This window comes from Spirillospora sp. NPDC049024 (assembly GCF_040649235.1).
In the GTDB taxonomy this organism is placed as follows: domain Bacteria; phylum Actinomycetota; class Actinomycetes; order Streptosporangiales; family Streptosporangiaceae; genus Spirillospora.
This window is the reverse complement of record NZ_JBEZFD010000021.1, coordinates 35154-51146: the sequence shown is the minus strand read 5'-3', so window position 1 is coordinate 51146 and position 15993 is coordinate 35154. Positions and strand designations below refer to the sequence as shown.

At 69.2% G+C, this 15993-nt stretch carries 16 protein-coding genes; 9 read left to right on the top strand and 7 right to left on the bottom strand.

Annotated features, from left to right (window positions below; translation table 11 throughout):
• Nucleotides 1–101: 101 nt before the first annotated feature.
• From idi to AB0C21_RS32120, 6 genes are all read left to right on the top strand, one after another.
• A complete protein-coding gene (idi, locus tag AB0C21_RS32145) occupies nucleotides 102–680 on the top strand; it encodes an isopentenyl-diphosphate Delta-isomerase (protein ID WP_500209299.1) in 579 nt (192 codons plus the stop codon).
• Between the two features lie 129 nt (nucleotides 681–809).
• Complete coding sequence (locus tag AB0C21_RS32140) at nucleotides 810–2114, top strand: ABC transporter substrate-binding protein (protein WP_500209297.1); 1305 nt, start codon at nucleotides 810–812, stop codon at nucleotides 2112–2114.
• The gene (locus tag AB0C21_RS32135; RefSeq protein ID WP_500209296.1) at nucleotides 2111–3019 is read left to right on the top strand and encodes a carbohydrate ABC transporter permease; all 909 of its coding nucleotides are present in this window, start codon (nucleotides 2111–2113) and stop codon (nucleotides 3017–3019) included. Before AB0C21_RS32140 ends, AB0C21_RS32135 begins: the two co-directional genes overlap by 4 nt.
• Complete coding sequence (locus AB0C21_RS32130; protein ID WP_500209294.1) at nucleotides 3016–3936, top strand: carbohydrate ABC transporter permease; 921 nt, start codon at nucleotides 3016–3018, stop codon at nucleotides 3934–3936. Before AB0C21_RS32135 ends, AB0C21_RS32130 begins: the two co-directional genes overlap by 4 nt.
• A 262-nt stretch (nucleotides 3937–4198) precedes the next feature.
• Complete coding sequence (locus tag AB0C21_RS32125; RefSeq protein ID WP_500209293.1) at nucleotides 4199–4627, top strand: ASCH domain-containing protein; 429 nt, start codon at nucleotides 4199–4201, stop codon at nucleotides 4625–4627.
• Nucleotides 4628–4719: 92 nt separating this feature from the next.
• On the top strand, nucleotides 4720–5328 hold the full coding sequence (locus tag AB0C21_RS32120; RefSeq protein ID WP_500209291.1) for a Uma2 family endonuclease: 609 nt from the start codon (nucleotides 4720–4722) through the stop codon (nucleotides 5326–5328).
• On the opposite strand, the gene mug is transcribed toward AB0C21_RS32120, so the two are convergent.
• The 3 genes from mug to AB0C21_RS32105 all read right to left on the bottom strand — a co-directional run bounded on the left by mug (nucleotide 5315) and on the right by AB0C21_RS32105 (nucleotide 7690).
• Nucleotides 5315–5878, bottom strand: a complete 564-nt coding sequence (gene mug / locus AB0C21_RS32115) for a G/U mismatch-specific DNA glycosylase (protein WP_500209289.1) — start codon at nucleotides 5876–5878, stop codon at nucleotides 5315–5317. The genes AB0C21_RS32120 and mug overlap by 14 nt on opposite strands.
• Nucleotides 5879–6009: 131 nt before the next feature.
• Nucleotides 6010–6729, bottom strand: coding sequence for a sulfite exporter TauE/SafE family protein (locus AB0C21_RS32110; protein ID WP_500209287.1), 720 nt, complete (start codon nucleotides 6727–6729; stop codon nucleotides 6010–6012).
• Nucleotides 6730–6751: 22 nt separating this feature from the next.
• Nucleotides 6752–7690, bottom strand: coding sequence for an aldo/keto reductase (locus AB0C21_RS32105; RefSeq protein WP_500209285.1), 939 nt, complete (start codon nucleotides 7688–7690; stop codon nucleotides 6752–6754).
• A 74-nt stretch (nucleotides 7691–7764) separates the two neighbouring features.
• Here AB0C21_RS32105 and AB0C21_RS32100 point away from each other — a divergent pair, with 74 nt between their 5' ends.
• On the top strand, nucleotides 7765–8385 hold the full coding sequence (locus AB0C21_RS32100) for a LysE family translocator (RefSeq protein WP_500209283.1): 621 nt from the start codon (nucleotides 7765–7767) through the stop codon (nucleotides 8383–8385).
• A 30-nt stretch (nucleotides 8386–8415) separates the two neighbouring features.
• Here the strand turns inward: AB0C21_RS32100 and AB0C21_RS32095 are convergent, their stop codons facing one another.
• Both AB0C21_RS32095 and acnA read right to left on the bottom strand, forming a co-directional pair.
• Nucleotides 8416–8805, bottom strand: a complete 390-nt coding sequence (locus tag AB0C21_RS32095) for a hypothetical protein (RefSeq protein ID WP_500209281.1) — start codon at nucleotides 8803–8805, stop codon at nucleotides 8416–8418.
• 81 nt (nucleotides 8806–8886) lie between these two features.
• Nucleotides 8887–11652, bottom strand: coding sequence for an aconitate hydratase AcnA (acnA, locus tag AB0C21_RS32090; protein ID WP_500209279.1), 2766 nt, complete (start codon nucleotides 11650–11652; stop codon nucleotides 8887–8889).
• 384 nt (nucleotides 11653–12036) lie between these two features.
• On the opposite strand from acnA, the gene AB0C21_RS32085 reads away from it, so the two are divergent.
• A complete protein-coding gene (locus tag AB0C21_RS32085; protein WP_500209277.1) occupies nucleotides 12037–12330 on the top strand; it encodes a DUF1905 domain-containing protein in 294 nt (97 codons plus the stop codon).
• Nucleotides 12331–12461: 131 nt separating this feature from the next.
• On the opposite strand, the gene AB0C21_RS32080 is transcribed toward AB0C21_RS32085, so the two are convergent.
• Nucleotides 12462–13157: a hypothetical protein gene (locus AB0C21_RS32080; RefSeq protein ID WP_500209275.1), complete on the bottom strand. Its 696-nt coding sequence runs from the start codon at nucleotides 13155–13157 to the stop codon at nucleotides 12462–12464.
• Between the two features lie 80 nt (nucleotides 13158–13237).
• Entirely contained in the window at nucleotides 13238–14677 is a 1440-nt protein-coding gene (locus AB0C21_RS32075; protein ID WP_500209273.1) for an HNH endonuclease signature motif containing protein, read from the bottom strand.
• A gap of 490 nt (nucleotides 14678–15167) precedes the next feature.
• On the opposite strand from AB0C21_RS32075, the gene AB0C21_RS32070 reads away from it, so the two are divergent.
• Entirely contained in the window at nucleotides 15168–15974 is an 807-nt protein-coding gene (locus tag AB0C21_RS32070; RefSeq protein ID WP_500209271.1) for a hypothetical protein, read from the top strand.
• Nucleotides 15975–15993 lie beyond the last annotated feature (19 nt).

Below are 15993 nucleotides of genomic sequence, written 5' to 3'. Positions count from 1 at the left end.
TCTGAGTTTAATCCCGGTTCGCCCGCGACGCGCCGCGGACCACCCGCCCGGGGGGTGTGAAAAGACTGACCCCGGTAGGAGGGATGGGGTAGGAAGTGAGCATGGGCGTCGAAGAGATTGTGCTGCTCAACGCGGACGACGAGGCGGTCGGGACCGCGCCCAAGAGCACCAGCCACCACAGTGACACGCCGTACCACCTGGCCTTCTCCTGCTATGTCACGGATACGGACGGTCGCGTCCTGATCACTCAGCGCGCGCTGGACAAGCGGACCTTCCCCGGCGTCTGGACGGGAAGCTGCTGCGGCCATCCGGGGCCCGGCGAGAAGCTCCGCGACGCGGTGCTCCGGCGCCTGCAGGACGAGCTCGGCATCCAGGACGCGACGCTCACGTCTGTTCTGCCCCGGTTCCACTACCGCGCCGTGGCCGACGACGGGACGGTCGAGCACGAGCGCTGCCCCGTCGTGCGCGCCGTCGTCCCCGCGGGCACGGCCGTCCGCCCGAACCCCGAGGAGGTCGAGCACGCGGAGTGGTGGACGTGGGAGCGCTGCCTGGAGCTGGCCCGCCGGCCCGAGTCCTCCCTCTGGTACCGGCTCCAGCTGGCCGAACTGGCGCCGCTCGGCGCGCCGCTCGACTGGCCCGACGCCGGGCTCTCCGGCCTGCCGCCCGCCCTCGGCTGGTAGCCGCGGGCGCCCGCTCCGGCGGGGCCGCGGGCCGCCGCATCACCGAAAGATCACTATTCGGCGACCGGTGTTGACCGTCCGTCCGTCCAAGCAGACGCTTGTTTTTCGGGGTAACCGAAGGGACGGACGATGCGAGTACGTGCTCCCCGGCGGCGCCTGAAGGCGGTCGCCGCCGTGACGATGACCGCCGCCCTCGCCGTGTCGGGCTGCGGCGGCAGCGACGACAAGGGCTCCGACGACAAATCCCAGGTCGAGGTCTTCTCCTGGTGGACCGGTCCCGGTGAGGCGGACGGCCTCGCCGCGATGCAGGCTGACTTCGAGAAGAAGAACCCCGGCACCAAGTTCGTCAACGCCGCCATCGCCGGCGGGTCGGGCACCCAGGCCCAGGCGGTGCTGGCGAGCCGGCTGCAGAACCGCAAGCCGCCGGACTCCTTCCAGGGCCACGCGGGCGCCGAGCTGCTCGACTACATCAAGGCCGGGCAGATCGAGGCGCTGGACTCCTTCTACGACGACAACAACCTGAAGTCGGTCTACCCGCAGCAGCTCCTCGACCAGATCAGCTACAAGGGCAAGATCTACTCGGTGCCGGTGAACATCCACCGGTCGAACATGCTCTGGTACAACCCGGGCATCCTCAAGGACGCCGGGATCGCCGGGCCGCCCAGGACGATCGCCGAGTTCATCACCGCGCTGAAGGCCGTCAAGGACAAGACGAAGAAGGTCCCGCTGTCGCTCGGCGCGCAGTGGACGGCCGACCACCTGCTGGAGAACGTCCTGCTGGGCGACCTCGGCACCGACGCCTACAACGCGCTGTGGAAGCCGGGCGCCGACTGGAGCAGCCCGGCCGTCACCAAGGCGCTGACCGACTACGCCGAGATCATGAAGTACACGACGCTGGAGGCCGCGTCCACCGACTGGCAGGGCGCCGCCAAGGCCGTCGTGGACGGCAAGGCCGCGTTCAACATCATGGGCGACTGGGCGTACGGGTACTTCGTCGGCAGCGCGCCGAACGGCCTCGGCAAGAAGCTCGACACCGACTTCAAGTACGCGGCCTCCCCCGGCACGGACGGCACCTACATGTGGCTGTCGGACAGCTTCACCCTCCCGAAGGGGGCACCCCACCGCGGCGGCGCCCTCGCCTGGCTGAAGGAGGTGTCCAGCAAGGAGGGGCAGGACCTGTTCAACCCGAAGAAGGGTTCCGTCCCCGCCCGCAAGGACGCCGACAAGAGCCTCTACAAGGGCTACCTCCAGTACGCGTTCGAGCAGTGGAACAAGCCCGACATCAAGCTGGCGGGCTCGTTCTGGCACGGCGTCAACGCCAGTAAGAAGCAGCACACCGACATCGACACGGCGGTGGGCCTCTTCCTGCAGAACAAGGACGTCGCCAAGCTCCAGCAGGGGCTGGTGAGCGCGGCCAAGAACAGCGGCCAGTGAGCTCTCCCGGTTCCAGGTGGGCCCGTAGCCGCAGGTGGCTGCCCGGGCTGCTGCTGGTCTCGCCGTCCATCGTCGCGATCGGCCTGTTCGTCTACGGGCTCATCTTCTGGAACACGCGGGTCGCGCTGAGCGGCAAGCACGACGAGGTCACCGAGTACGGGTTCGACAAGGGCAGGAACTTCGTCGACCTGTGGGACCAGCCCAGCTGGCCCGGCGCGGTGAAGCACGCGCTGCTGTTCACGGCGGTGTTCGTCGTCGGCGCCCTGCTGCTCGGCGCGTTCCTGGCGTTCCTGATGGACAAGGGCATCAGGGGCGAGGCGTCCTTCCGCGTCGTCTACCTGTTCCCCATGGCGGTGTCGTTCATCGCCAGCGGCGTCGTGTGGCGCTGGCTGATGAACCCGGCGCCGCCGGAGCGCGCGGTCGGCTTCAACCAGCTGTTCGACAAGCTGCACCTCGGCGGGCTGGCGAACAGCTGGTGGCAGGACCCGAGCTGGGGCATGGCCGCCATGGCCCTGCCCGCGATCTGGCAGATGTCCGGCTACGTGATGGCGCTGTACCTCGCGGGGTTCCGCAGTGTGCCCGGGGAGCTGCGCGAGGCGGCGCGGGTGGACGGCGCGTCCGAGTGGAAGGTGTACCGGTACGTGGTCCTCCCGCAGCTCCGCCCGGTGACGCTGTCCGCGCTGATCATCCTCGGGCACATCTCGCTGAAGGTGTTCGACCTGATCATGGCGATCGCGGGCAAGCAGATCATCACCTACGTGCCGGCCGTCGCCACCTACGTCGAGATCTTCGACCGGCACGACCCGGCGAACGGCGCCACGATCGCCACCTACCTGCTGTTCGCGGTGGCCCTGCTGGTGATCCCCTATCTGGTCTGGTCGGTACGTTCGGAGCGGACGCGATGACGCGCGTGGAGGCGGCGCCCCCGGCGCCGGTGTGGCGGCGGCTGGCGCGCGGACTGCGCGGCCGGGGCGGCGGAGCGGCGGCGGAGCCGGGCGGGTCGTCGCGCGGCTGGCAGGCCGTCAAGCTGGTCGTCCTGCTGGCGTTCGTGCTGCTCTTCCTGATCCCCGTGTACGTGCTGGTGGTCACGAGCTTCAAGCCGCTGGACGAGGCGGACCCGAGCAGCGCGTGGAGCCTGCCGAGCAGCTGGAGCATGTCCGGCTGGACCTCCGCGTGGGACGCGCTGCGCCCCGGCCTGGAGAACAGCGTCAAGATCGCCGTCTCCGGGTCGCTGATCTCGGCGGTGCTCGGCTCGCTGAACGGCTACGTGCTGTCCAAGTGGCGGTTCCCGGGCGCGGACGTGGTCTTCACGCTGTTCCTGTTCGGCATGTTCATCCCCTACCAGGCGGTGATGATCCCGCTGGCCGGGCTGCTCACCGACATGGAGCTGGTGGGGACGATCCGCGGCCTCGTCCTCGCGCACGTCGTCTACGGCATCCCGATCTGCACGCTCATCTTCCGGAACTACTACGTGACGATCCCGGACGAGCTGGTCGAGGCGGCCCGGGTCGACGGCGCGGGGATGCTCCGCACCTACTGGTCGGTCGTCCTGCCCGTGTCGGGGCCGGCGTTCGCGGTGACGCTGATCTGGCAGTTCACCTCGATGTGGAACGACTTCCTGTTCGCGGTGTTCCTCGGCGCCCCCGACAGCTGGCCGGTCACGGTGATGCTGAACAACACGGCCGGGTCGGGCGCGGTGGCCGTCCAGTACAACCAGCAGATGGCCGAGGCGCTCCTCGCCTCCCTGCCGACCCTGCTGGTCTACCTGCTGCTCGGACGGTTCTTCATGCGCGGCCTCATGGCGGGCGCGCTGAAGGGCTGAGAATCGCACCGAAAGACGAGAATCACGCGCCACGTCAACCACATATGGGTCTCAGGCGTCACATGGGTGATCAATTCCACCATGGGTTCGAACAGCCCATGACGGACAACGACCCGTTCGCCTCGTACGTTGGCATTTCCTGCGGGATGCGCCTAGCCTCTCGGGCATCGTCGCGCGACCCCCGGCGTCCACCGCCGGGCGTCCCGGCGATACCCGGGGGCGCAGAGACCGGGCGAACACTGGAGGTGACCGCGTGCAGGCGATGAGTGTTCAGCAGCCCTGGGCGTTCGCGATCGCGCGTGGTGGCAAGGCCGTGTCCAACCAGAGCTTCCCGACCGCCTACCGCGGTCCGCTGCTCATCCACGCCTCGATGCGCGTCGACCTGAAGGCGTGCGACTCCCCGCTGATCCAGGCGGCCGGATGGGACCCCCGCGACCCGCTCGCCACGATCGGCGCCGTCATCGCGGTCGCCGAACTCGACGACGTCTGCTCGGCCGCCGTCCGCGGCGCCGCCTGCGACTGCGGCCCCTGGGCCGACCCCACGGCCCACCACTGGCGCCTGGCGGACATCCGGGCCCTCCCCCGCCCCATCATCGCCCTGGGCCGCACCGACCTGTGGCAGCCGACCCCCACCCTCGTCAAAGAGGTCGAGACGATGTTCGCCACCGCCGCCCTCAACAACGCCAACTGAGCGTAAAGAACTCGCTACGCTAGGTCGCGAAAGTCGGGCGGGGTAACGTAGTCCCTGCATGGATTCGGCACGCCACCAGCGGGAGCGGAAACGTGAGCGTCGCGCACGGTCATGGCGGGTTCGGCCCGTACACGGCGGAGGACCTGCACGCCCGAGAGGACGAAGGCCGCGGCCTTGAACTCGAAGACGGGTGGCTGATCGAGTTGTCCCCGAGCGCCCCTCACAATTGGGCCGCAAGGCAGGTGCAGGACATCCTCCAAGAGGCGGCGACGGACGCGAAGGCCTCCGTCTTCATCGCCGGCGGAGGCGAATGGGAGATCAGCACACCGGCGGGCATTCGCAAACCCGACGTGTTCGTGGTGCCGAGGAGCGTCGCCCGCGCCTCGATCGTCGACCGCAACCCCGTCGTGATTCCAGGCATCGAGGTCATGCTCGTCGTCGAGGTCGTGTCTCCGGGCAGTGGCAGCGAGCGCACCGACCGCGTGCGCAAGCTCAAGGAGTACGCGACCCTGGGCATTCCTCAGTACTGGCTCGCCGAGTTCGCTCCCAGCCCCAGCGTCCAGATCTTCGCCCTGGACGACGCCGCTGCCACCTACCGTCGAGTCCAAACGGTGGGCGCTGGGAACCTGGTAGACGCGAAGGTGGAGGCGGACACCACCATCACCATCCGGTTCGATCCGCGGGTTCTTACGGAGTTCTGAGGGCTTCGGCGGCTTTGCGGAGGCGGCGGAACTCGGCGGCGATGCGGTCGAGGGGCCAGCTCGCGTTGAGGCCGCTCGGGTTGGGCAGGACCCAGAGGCGCGCGGGGCCGAAGTCCTCGTCCTGCGGGCCTATCTGCGTCTTGGGGCGGCCGAAGGCCGTGCGGTAGGCGGTGACGCCGGCGACGGCCAGGTAGGCGGGGCGGTGGCGTTCGACCAGCGCGGCCAGGCGCTGTCCGCCCTCGCGGAGCTCGGCGTCGGTCAGCTCGTCGGCGCGGGCGGTGGTGCGCGGTGCCAGGTTGGTGATGCCGAGGCCGTAGCCGGGCAGGAGGTCCTGCTCGGACGGGTGCAGCCGGCGGTCGGTGAAGCCGGAGAGATGCAGCGCGGGCCAGAAGCGGTTGCCGGGGCGGGCGAAGTGGTGGCCGGTCACACCCGAGTACAGGCCCGGGTTGATGCCGCAGAACAGGACGCGGAGCGTTCCTGTGCCCTCGGGCAGGATGTCGGGGATCACGCGATCGCGGGCGGCCTCCAGATCGGCCTTGGTGGGGCGCATCAGAACAGGCTACGGGCGACCAACACCACCGCGAGCGGCCCCCAGGTCGGCCTCGGTGGGACACGTCAGATCAGGCTACGGGCGACCAACACCACCGCGAGCGGCCCCCAGGTCGGCCTCGGTGGGACGCGTCAGATCAGGTTGCGGACGATGAGCACCGCCGCGGACGTCCCGACGACTACGAGGAGCGCGACGCGGAGGCGTCCCGCGTCGAGGTAGCGGCGCAGCGGCCCGGCGGCGAGGAACCCGGCGAACACGAACGGGACCAGTTCGGCGCCCGCGACGACCTGCCGGGCGGGGAGGCGGCCGGCGGCGGCGAGGGTGAGGAGCGACAGCAGGGCGCCGGCGATGAAGAACACCGCCAGGGTCGCCCGGACGCGGGGGCCGCTCTCGCGCTGGTAGAGCAGCGCGATCGGCGGGCCGCCGATGCCGGACGCGGTGCCGGTCGTGCCGGAGATGACGCCGGCGGTGGCGAGCGTGCGGCGGTTGCGCGGCACGTCCGCGGTCCAGGCCGTCACGGCGAGCGCGGCGAGGACGACCACGCCGATCACGACGCCGAGGACGCGGTCCGGGGCGGCGGCCACCAGCCACACGCCGAGCGGCGTGCCCGCGAGGCGGCCGGTGAACGCCCAGCCGAGCCCGCGCAGGTCGGCGTGCCGCAGCTCCTGGGCGAGCGTCGCGAACGGCAGGACGAGCGCGATGACGAGGATCGCGCCGGGCATCAGGGACGGGAACAGCATCGTGACGATCGGTGTCGCGACGAGCCCGACGCCGAGGCCGACGCTGCCCTGCACGATCGCGCCGGCCAGCGCGGCCAGGCCCCCGATCAGGACGAACTCGACAGGTGGCACGTCGAGCGACCCTATCGCCCCTTCACGACGACGCTTCGGCCAGGCGTTCGAGCTGGTCGGCGGTCAGGGTCGTGTGGGCGGCCTCCACGAGCGGCGGGAGTTGGTCCAGGGTCCGGGCACTCGCGATGGGCGCTGCGACGGTCGGCTGGGCGGCGAGCCAGGCGAGCGCGACGGTCGCGACCGGCACGTCCTGCTCCTCGGCGACGATGTCGAGCGCGGCAAGGACGGCGCGTCCGCGTTCGGTCTCCAGGTGCCGCGCCGCGCTCCCGGCGCGCGCGCTGTCCACCGTGGAGCCGGGACGGTACTTGCCGGTGAGGAAGCCGGACGCGAGGCCGTAGTACGGAACGGCGGCCAGCCCGTACCGTTCTGCGAGGTCGCGGCGCGGGCCCTCGTAGGAGTCGCGGGAGACGAGGTTGTACTGCGGCTGGATGGCCGTGTAGCGGGCCGTCCCTTCGCGCTCGCTGAACTCCAGGGACGCCTGGAGCCGGTCGAGCTCGATGTTCGACACCCCGATCTGCCGGATCTTTCCCGCGGCGACCAGCTCGTCCAGCGTCGTCATGATCTCCTCGACGGGCACGGACGGGTCGTCGAAGTGGGTGAAGTACAGGTCGATGCGGTCGGTGCGCAGCCGCCGCAGGGAGTCGTCCACGGCCGCCCTCATCGTCGCGGCGGCCAGGCCCTGGTGCTCGGGGTGGCGGCCGCCCTTGGTCGCGATGACGAGGTCGTCGCGGTTGCCGCGCGACTGCGCCCACTCCCCGATGATCGACTCGGACTCGCCGCCGTGGTTGCCCTCGACCCACGCCGAGTAGGAGTCGGCGGTGTCGAGGAAGTTGCCGCCGGCCGCGGCGTAGGCGTCCAGGATCTGGAACGAGCGCTCCCGGTCCGCGGTCCAGCCGAAGACGTTGCCGCCCAGGCAGAACGGGAAGACGTCCAGGTCACCGATCTTCTTGATGTCAGTCATGGAGTGATCCAATCAAAGGTTCCGAGGCGGCCATTCCCCTTCACCCGTCGGATGATTCCTGGGAAAATGCCCGGGTGCTGACCGCCTGCCTGGCCTTCGCCGCCGTCGCCGCCCTCGTCACGATCACACCTGGGCTGGACACCATGCTCGTCCTGCGCACCACCGTGACCGGCGGCCGGCGGACGGGTAGCCTCGCCGCGACGGGCGTCGCCTCCGGCTGCCTGTGCTGGGCGCTGGCGAGCGCCGCCGGGCTGACCGCGCTGCTCGCCGCGTCCCGCATCGCGTTCGACGTGCTGCGCGGCGCGGGCGCCTGCTACCTGCTGTGGCTCGGCGGGCAGGCGCTGTGGAGGGCCCGCCGCGCGTCCGAGGACACCGCCGGGACGCCGGACGCGGATCTCTCCGGGACCGCCGCGCTGCGCACCGGATTCACCACCAACCTGCTCAACCCCAAGATCGGCGTGTTCTACATGAGCCTGCTGCCCCAGTTCGTGCCGGACGGGGCGTCGGTGTTCTGGACGAGCATGCTCTTCGCCGCGATCCATGCCGTCCAGGGTCTGCTGTGGTTCGCGCTCGTCGTCGGCGCCGCGGGCGCCGCGCGCCGCGCCCTCGCCCGTCCCGCCGTGAAGCGCCGCATCCAGCAGGTCACGGGCCTGGCGTTCATCGGCTTCGGCGTCCGGCTGGCCGTCGAGCCCTAGCTGTACTGCCCGTTGGGGCCGGGACGGGGCCTACGTGTTGGACGCCCACACGGCGACCGCGATCCCGATGGTGCCGATCATGGAGAAGGTGATCCACACCAGGGAGACCTTGTCCACCTTGACCTTGATGTCGGGGGTTTGCTCCTGCCGCAGGATGTCGGCCGCGACCCTCCTCCGCACCGGAGCGATCATGATGACGAAGATGAGGAGCACGGCGCTGTACCAGTACAGGGTGACGGAGAAGGAGTAGCCCTTCACCGCCGCGGACATCAGCATGGCCGCCCCGAGGACGAGCGGGATGAACGAGACGCTCTTCTTCCCCTTCGGCGTCGGCATGGCGTAGCGCATGAACGCGATGTGAGCCGGGGTGAGCAGCGCGGCGACGAGAACCCAGACGTATGCGGGCAGATGCAGGAACAAGGCCGGCGACGCTTTCTCTCACGTGGAACAGGCCATGCCCCCGGTCAGGTGGGCATGGCCTGTTCGGTCGGGCGGTGTCGGTTACTTGCGGAGCAGGTTGCGCAGGACGTACTGGAGGATGCCGCCGTTGCGGTAGTAGTCGGCCTCGCCCGGGGTGTCGATGCGGACGACGGCGGTGAACTCCTTGCCGTCGGCCTTGACGGTGACCTCCTCCGGGATCCCGCCCTCGTTGAGCGCGGTGACGCCGGTGATGTCGAACGTCTCGGTGCCGGTGAGGCCGAGGGACTCGGCGGACTCGCCCTCCTTGAACTGCAGCGGCAGGACGCCGAGGCCGATCAGGTTGGAGCGGTGGATGCGCTCGTAGGACTGCGCGATGACGGCGCGGACGCCGAGCAGCGCGGTGCCCTTGGCCGCCCAGTCGCGGGACGAGCCGGAGCCGTACTCCTTGCCGGCGATGACCACGAGCGGGGTGCCCTGCGCCGCGTAGTTCTGCGCGGCGTCGTAGATGAACGACTGCGGCGCGTCGTCCTGGGTGAAGTCGCGGGTGTAGCCGCCCTCGACGCCGTCCAGGAGCTGGTTGCGCAGCCGGATGTTGGCGAACGTCCCGCGGATCATGACCTCGTGGTTGCCGCGGCGCGAGCCGTAGGAGTTGAAGTCCTTGACGGCGACGCCGTTGTCCTCCAGGTACTGCGCGGCGGGCGTGCCGACCTTGATGGAGCCCGCCGGGGAGATGTGGTCGGTGGTGACCGAGTCGCCGAGCTTGGCGAGGACGCGGGCGCCGTGGATGTCGGCGACCGGCGCCGGCTCGGCGCCCATGCCGTCGAAGTACGGCGCCTTGCGGACGTAGGTGGACTGCTCGTCCCACTCGAACAGGTCGCCGGTCGGGATGTCGAGGCCCCGCCAGCGGTCGTCGCCCTTGAAGACGTCCGCGTAGCTCTCGGTGAACATCTCCTGCCCGATGGACGACTCGACGATCGAGGCGACCTCCTCCGGCGCGGGCCAGATGTCGGCCAGCCGGACCGGGCCGTCGGCGCCCTCGGCGATCGGGTCGTTGAGGATGTCGATGTCCATCGTCCCGGCGAGCGCGTAGGCGATGACCAGCGGCGGCGACGCCAGGTAGTTCATCTTGACGTCGGGGCTGATGCGGCCCTCGAAGTTGCGGTTGCCGGACAGGACCGCGGTGACCGCGAGGTCGTTGTCGTTGACGGCCTTGGAGATCTCCGGCTGCAGCGGGCCGGTGTTGCCGATGCAGGTGGTGCAGCCGTACCCGACCAGGTTGAAGCCGATCTTGTCGAGGTACGGGGTGAGGCCGGCGCGCTCCAGGTAGTCGGTGACGACCTGGGACCCGGGCGCGAGGGAGGTCTTCACCCACGGCTTGCGGGTCAGGCCCTTCTCGACCGCGTTCTTGGCCAGCAGCGCCGCCCCGATCATCACGTACGGGTTGGACGTGTTGGTGCAGGAGGTGATGGCGGCGACGGCGACGTGGCCGTGGTCGAGCTCGAACCGCGTCCCGTCCTCCAGCGTGACCGGGACGGGGTTGTGCGGGCGGCCGGAGCCGTTGGTGCCGTGCGGCCGCGGCTTGTCGCCGTTGGAGTCGTGGCTGATCGCCGGGGAGTCCGAGGCCGGGAACGACTCGTTGGAGGCCTCGTCGGCCGAGCCCTGGATGCTCTCGACGTAGTTCTGCACGTCGCGGCGCCAGGTCTGCTTGGCCTCGGACAGGGAGATGCGGTCCTGCGGGCGCTTCGGGCCGGCCAGCGACGGGACGACCGTCGCGAGGTCGAGCTCCATGTACTCGGAGAACTCGGGCTCCACCGACGGGTCGAGCCACAGGCCCTGGGCCTTGGCGTAGGCCTCGACGAGCGCGATCTGCTCCTCGTCGCGGCCGGTGAGCCGCAGGTACTTCAGCGTCTCGTCGTCGATCGGGAAGATCGCGCAGGTGGAGCCGAACTCGGGGCTCATGTTGCCGATCGTGGCGCGGTTCGCCAGCGGCAGCGCGTGCACGCCCTCACCGTAGAACTCCACGAACTTGCCGACGACGCCGTGCTCGCGCAGCATCTCGGTGATGGTGAGCACGAGGTCGGTCGCGGTCGTGCCGGCGGGCAGCTCGCCGGTCAGCTTGAAGCCGACGACGCGCGGGATGAGCATGGAGATCGGCTGGCCGAGCATCGCGGCCTCCGCCTCGATGCCGCCGACGCCCCAGCCGAGCACGCCGATGCCGTTCTCCATCGTCGTGTGCGAGTCGGTGCCGACGCAGGTGTCGGGGTAGGCGACCCCGCCCCGGTCGAACACCACGCGGGCCAGGTGCTCGATGTTCACCTGGTGGACGATGCCGGTGCCGGGCGGGACGACCTTGAACTCGTCGAACGCCGTCTGCCCCCACCGCAGGAACTGGTAGCGCTCCTTGTTGCGCTCGTACTCGCGCTGCACGTTGCGCTCGAACGCGTCCGGCGAGCCGAAGTAGTCGACGATCACCGAGTGGTCGATCACCATCTCGGCCGGCGCAAGCGGGTTGATCCGGGTCGGGTCGCCGCCGAGGTCCCGCACCGCCTCGCGCATCGTGGCAAGGTCCACCACGCACGGCACGCCGGTGAAGTCCTGCATGATCACCCGCGCGGGGGTGAACTGGATCTCCTTGCTCGGCCTGGCATTGGCGTCCCACTGCGCGAGCGCGCGGATGTGCTCGGCGGTGACGTTCGCACCGTCCTCGGTGCGCAGCAGGTTCTCCAGGAGCACCTTCAGGCTGTACGGGAGACGGGCCGAGCCCTCGACGGCGTCCAGCCGGTAGATGTCGTACGACCTGTCGCCAACCTGCAGCTTGTCAAGGCTGCCGAAGCTGTTCGCGGACACGGACTCCTCCTCCGTCGCCACCGCGCGTCGGGTCCGGGACATGAGCGCGCGGCGCTGGGTTGATCTTCAGTACGGCCCGTCCCCGAGGCCGACGCGGGACGGCGCGCGGCGGGACGGGAGCTTCGTCTCCCTTGATCCTGCCTTAGTCGGACTCCTGACCGGGAATCAGGGCCGCCTAACTTCCGCCTCTTTTCTCTTGACGTCAAGCTATCTCCAATTTATCTCGACATCAAGCTACTTGCACCCGGCACGACAGCGCTCGACGAGCCTTCGGGGCGGGCAGGTGCGAGCCGGTCGTCCTCGGACCGATGAGTTCCGCCGCCCCGCGTGGTCTCATTCACAACACGTCAGCATGGGTGATACGAGGCCCGGAGAGGACGCACCATGACCGCGCAGACGAAGAGCACCCCGCTCGACAAGGAGTTCACCGAGACCCTGCGGAAGAGCCCCGCCAAGGGCGGCTGGACCTACGTCGTCTGGCCCGAGTCGGCGGACTTCTTCGGCACCCGCGGCCTGGTGAAGGTCAAGGGGACCGTCGACGGCCACCCGTTCCGGGGCTCCTTCATGGCACTGGGCGACGGCAACCACAAACTCGCCGTGAAGGCGGAGCTCCTCAAGGCCCTCGGCAAGGAGGCGGGCGACACCGTCACCGTCAACCTCACCGAGCGCCTCGACTAGGGCGGCATGTGCCCGGCAACAAGGACGGGTGCGTTCTCCACTTGAGCCAGAGGCCACGGGCGGCGCGCTCCTGCGGGCGCTCGACTTCGAGGGAGCCTTTCAGGTCTCCTCAGCTCGGCCGTCCGCGCCGGCTATGCGTTCTCTGCGGTGAAGGGGTAGCCGACGATGTCGAGCGTTTCGGTCAGGGAGGCGAGGTCGGTGTCCGGGTTGAGGCGCCGGATGAGGTCGTCGGTCAAGGGCCGGTGTTCGAAGATCTCCCTGACGGCGGCGGGGTCGAGGGAGACCTCGAAGTAGTCGGTGGCGTAGGCGCAGTAGGCCTCGGGAGTGCCCTTGGCCAGGAGGTCGAACAGCCAGTCCGACCCGTCGGGGGCCCCGCTCTGCTCCTCCTGTGGCGGGTACTCGATGTCCCCGGTCCTCCAGGCCGGATCGTCGTTCAGGCGCCACAGGCAGACGGTGGCCGCCAGAAAGGATCCTGCACCCCAGTCATGGCTGAAGGCCGGTTCTGTGGCCTGGGCGGCGAACTGCTCCGGGACCGACTCGACCAGGCCGGGCCAGAGCGCGTAGTCGTCGTCGGCGTACGGGCTCATCTGCGACTCGTGGTCGAACCCGCGGATGAAGGCGCCGGCGGGGGTGAAGGCGATCGAGTATTCGTCGCCGCTGCCGTTGTCCATCGAGGCGAGTTCCTGGCCCTCGGCCCACTGGCCGTCGAAGGTGTAGGTGGCGTAGCCCTCCGGGCTCAGGATCGCGTCGAGGACGGCGAAGGACTGGCTCAGCGCCCGGACGGTGGCGATGGACGGGAGACGCTGGGCGAGATCTGCGGCGGTCATGGCCGCATTCAAACAGTTGCGCCCGACACGCGACCTTGGCCCTTCCCTCCGGGGCCGTGTCATCGTTGCGGCGTGGCGGCTCACTGCCGGTCGGGGCGGACGATGCGCCAGGCGCCGGAGGGAGTGACCCAGATCAACAGGCCGGGCCAGATCTGGAAGAGCTTCCAGTCGTGACGCTGCTTGAGCCTGTGGTGGCGTCTGCAGAGCGGGGCCAGGTTGCAGCGGCAGGTGATGCCGGGCCGCCACGGCATGGTGTGGTCGAGGTCGCAGCGGTGCGACGGCTGGTTGCATGTGGGAAACACGCAGGTCTCGTGGCGAGCCTCGACCTCGCGGCGCATCTGGGCAGGCGGCCGGTAGCCGGGCCGTCCGTGGCTCGGCTGATCACCTTGGCAGGCCATGTCCCGAGCCCCGGCCAGCCGATGGTGGATGCGTTGCAATGCCCCTCCGACGGCGGCGCGCCTGTCCTCGGGCCGAGCGCGCTCACTGGCATCGGCCAGAAGCCCCCCGACAACCTCGGCCAATGAGGCGACCGCCGCATCCACACCGCCATCGTCGTCGTCCAGACGGGCGGAAGCACTGCGAACGGCGTAGCCGGTAGAACCGACCGTGGCGCGGACAATCTCCGCGCCGATGACACCGGAGCCAGTGACCTCAGCACCACCGACCTGAACGCCGGTGGCTGCGGGGGCGGGGGGCCGAGGGGTGGTGCAGGTCTGGGTGAGGACGGCTCGGATGGCTTCGGGGAGGTCGGTGCCGTGGAGGAGTTGGAGGGCCAGGTCGGCGCGAATGGTGCTGAGCGGGCGGGGGTCGCCCTCGTCCTTCAGGCCGTGGGCGGCGGCGGTGATCTTGTTGTAGACGGCGTGGGCGTCTTCGACGGCCAGATCGCACAGCGCCAGGTCGGCGGTACCGGACGGGTTCTCCCACAGCTCCATCCGTCGCCTGCGCTCAGCCTCCCGCTTGCGCTCCTCGATCGACTCGGGAGCCAGCCGTTGGGCGATGCGCTTGATACGGCGGCGCAACTGCCCGGTGGTCTGGTCGGACGCCTTCTCCAGCGCGGCGGCTTCGACCAGCTCGGCGGCCTCGCCGGGAAGGCCGTCGGTGGCGTCGCAGATGACGCGGGCTTTGGCCAGGTCGATCCGTCCGGCTTCAAGTGCCGCGCCGGTCGCGGCCAAGGGCCCGGTGAGACGGTCGGCCACGTGCACAAGGGTGGCGGCGGCGTTGCCGGTGACCGTCAACGCGACGGCGACCTCTTCGACGACCGACTCGTGCGCGGACAGGAAGCGCGGGTCGAGCTCGTCGTCACTTTCCGCGTCCGTGCGGCGCCGGTGAAGTTCGGCGATGGCGGCCAGTTCCCGCGCCTGCGCCCACGAAGCATGCCGCCGAGCGGCTTTGGCGACTTCGAGCAGCTCGTCATCGGCGAGATCGGCCAGCCGCTCCTTCTGGCCAGAGAGCCGCACGACCGGCAGGCACCCCGCCCGCTCGCCCCATTCCCGCTCATGATCGACCGTCGCGGCGGACATCAACACAAAACCTCACCCCCTTAATCCCCACCCTAATTTTATGCCACATTCACCTCAACAGCTTGCGGCAATTCAGACATGCCACGCCATCATCACATCTTTTCTCCGACTTTCTTTAATCAACAAGAAGCACCACAGCCACCTTCAGAGAACCGCCCCACCAGCCACCACCTAGGCGCCTACCAGCCGCGCGCAGCGCGGCAGGAGCAAAAACCACGCACAGACCGCCACGACAAAACCCAACCTCACTCCAACGACCGCAACCAAAGTGACAGCAACCGGCAGCAAGACAAACAAGCGAGACAACCTACGGAAGGCACCTCAGCCACCGACCCACCAGCACCACACCAATACCGAGAGAAAAAGAGACGCCAGCCACGCACCCGGCAGCAGAGGAATGTGCCACAGAGAGGCCACCACAGGCCCCCACGTCGCACCAAACGACGATCAGCGGCAAAATGATCCACATCAAGAGATCGAGGGGAGACCCATGGGCGTTGACTGGGTACGGATGCGGCCACGCCCGGAAGTCAGCAAGACTTCGCTCGACGCGGCGATACACGCGCAGGCCACAGCGTTCGTAGCATCCGGCCACTGGTTCCCCGACGAGTTCGGCCACCTCCCCCGCCCCGAACCCGCTGGCTCTGCCGAACCCGCCGAACCCGCCGAACCCGCCGAACCCGCCGAACCCGCCAGGGACGGTCAGCAGATCATCGGAATGGTCGACGTCGACCCTCACCCCGGCAACTCGCATCGAGTGAACGCACTGGTCCTCACACCTCTACTGCCGGCTGAATGGCGCTTCGCCATGTACCGGAGTTACCAACCAGAAGATCTGGACCGCCAGGTGCGGCGATGGCGCACCCATATCGATGAGGTGCGGGACGGCGGCCACCGACCGTACCTGGACGCCTGGTACGCCTATACGGTGAGTCAGCGAATCGCCGAGCAATGGACCATACTCCGGCAACGAGCCAAGGACGCCAGGACACGCACGAACGCCTGGGCCGCCCGCCCGGCATTGCTCGACATACGCGATCGCATCCTGGCACTGCCCGAACCGGATGTCAGCCCACCACCGAGATGGGAGCGCCCAACGGAGGCCCGTCCCATCGACCCGACGCCCTTCGTCGAACTGGCCCGCGAATGGAACAGGCGCGTACCCGCCAACCAGAAAGCACACATGGCTCATCCGCCTTCGTTCGAAGCTTTCCTGGCAGAGAACTCACCTGACGAAACGCTGCAGTGGATGGAAGAGGCGGCCCAAAAGGGATACGGCCTTCTCCTGGACTGGTGAGACGTCCCGGATGGCAACC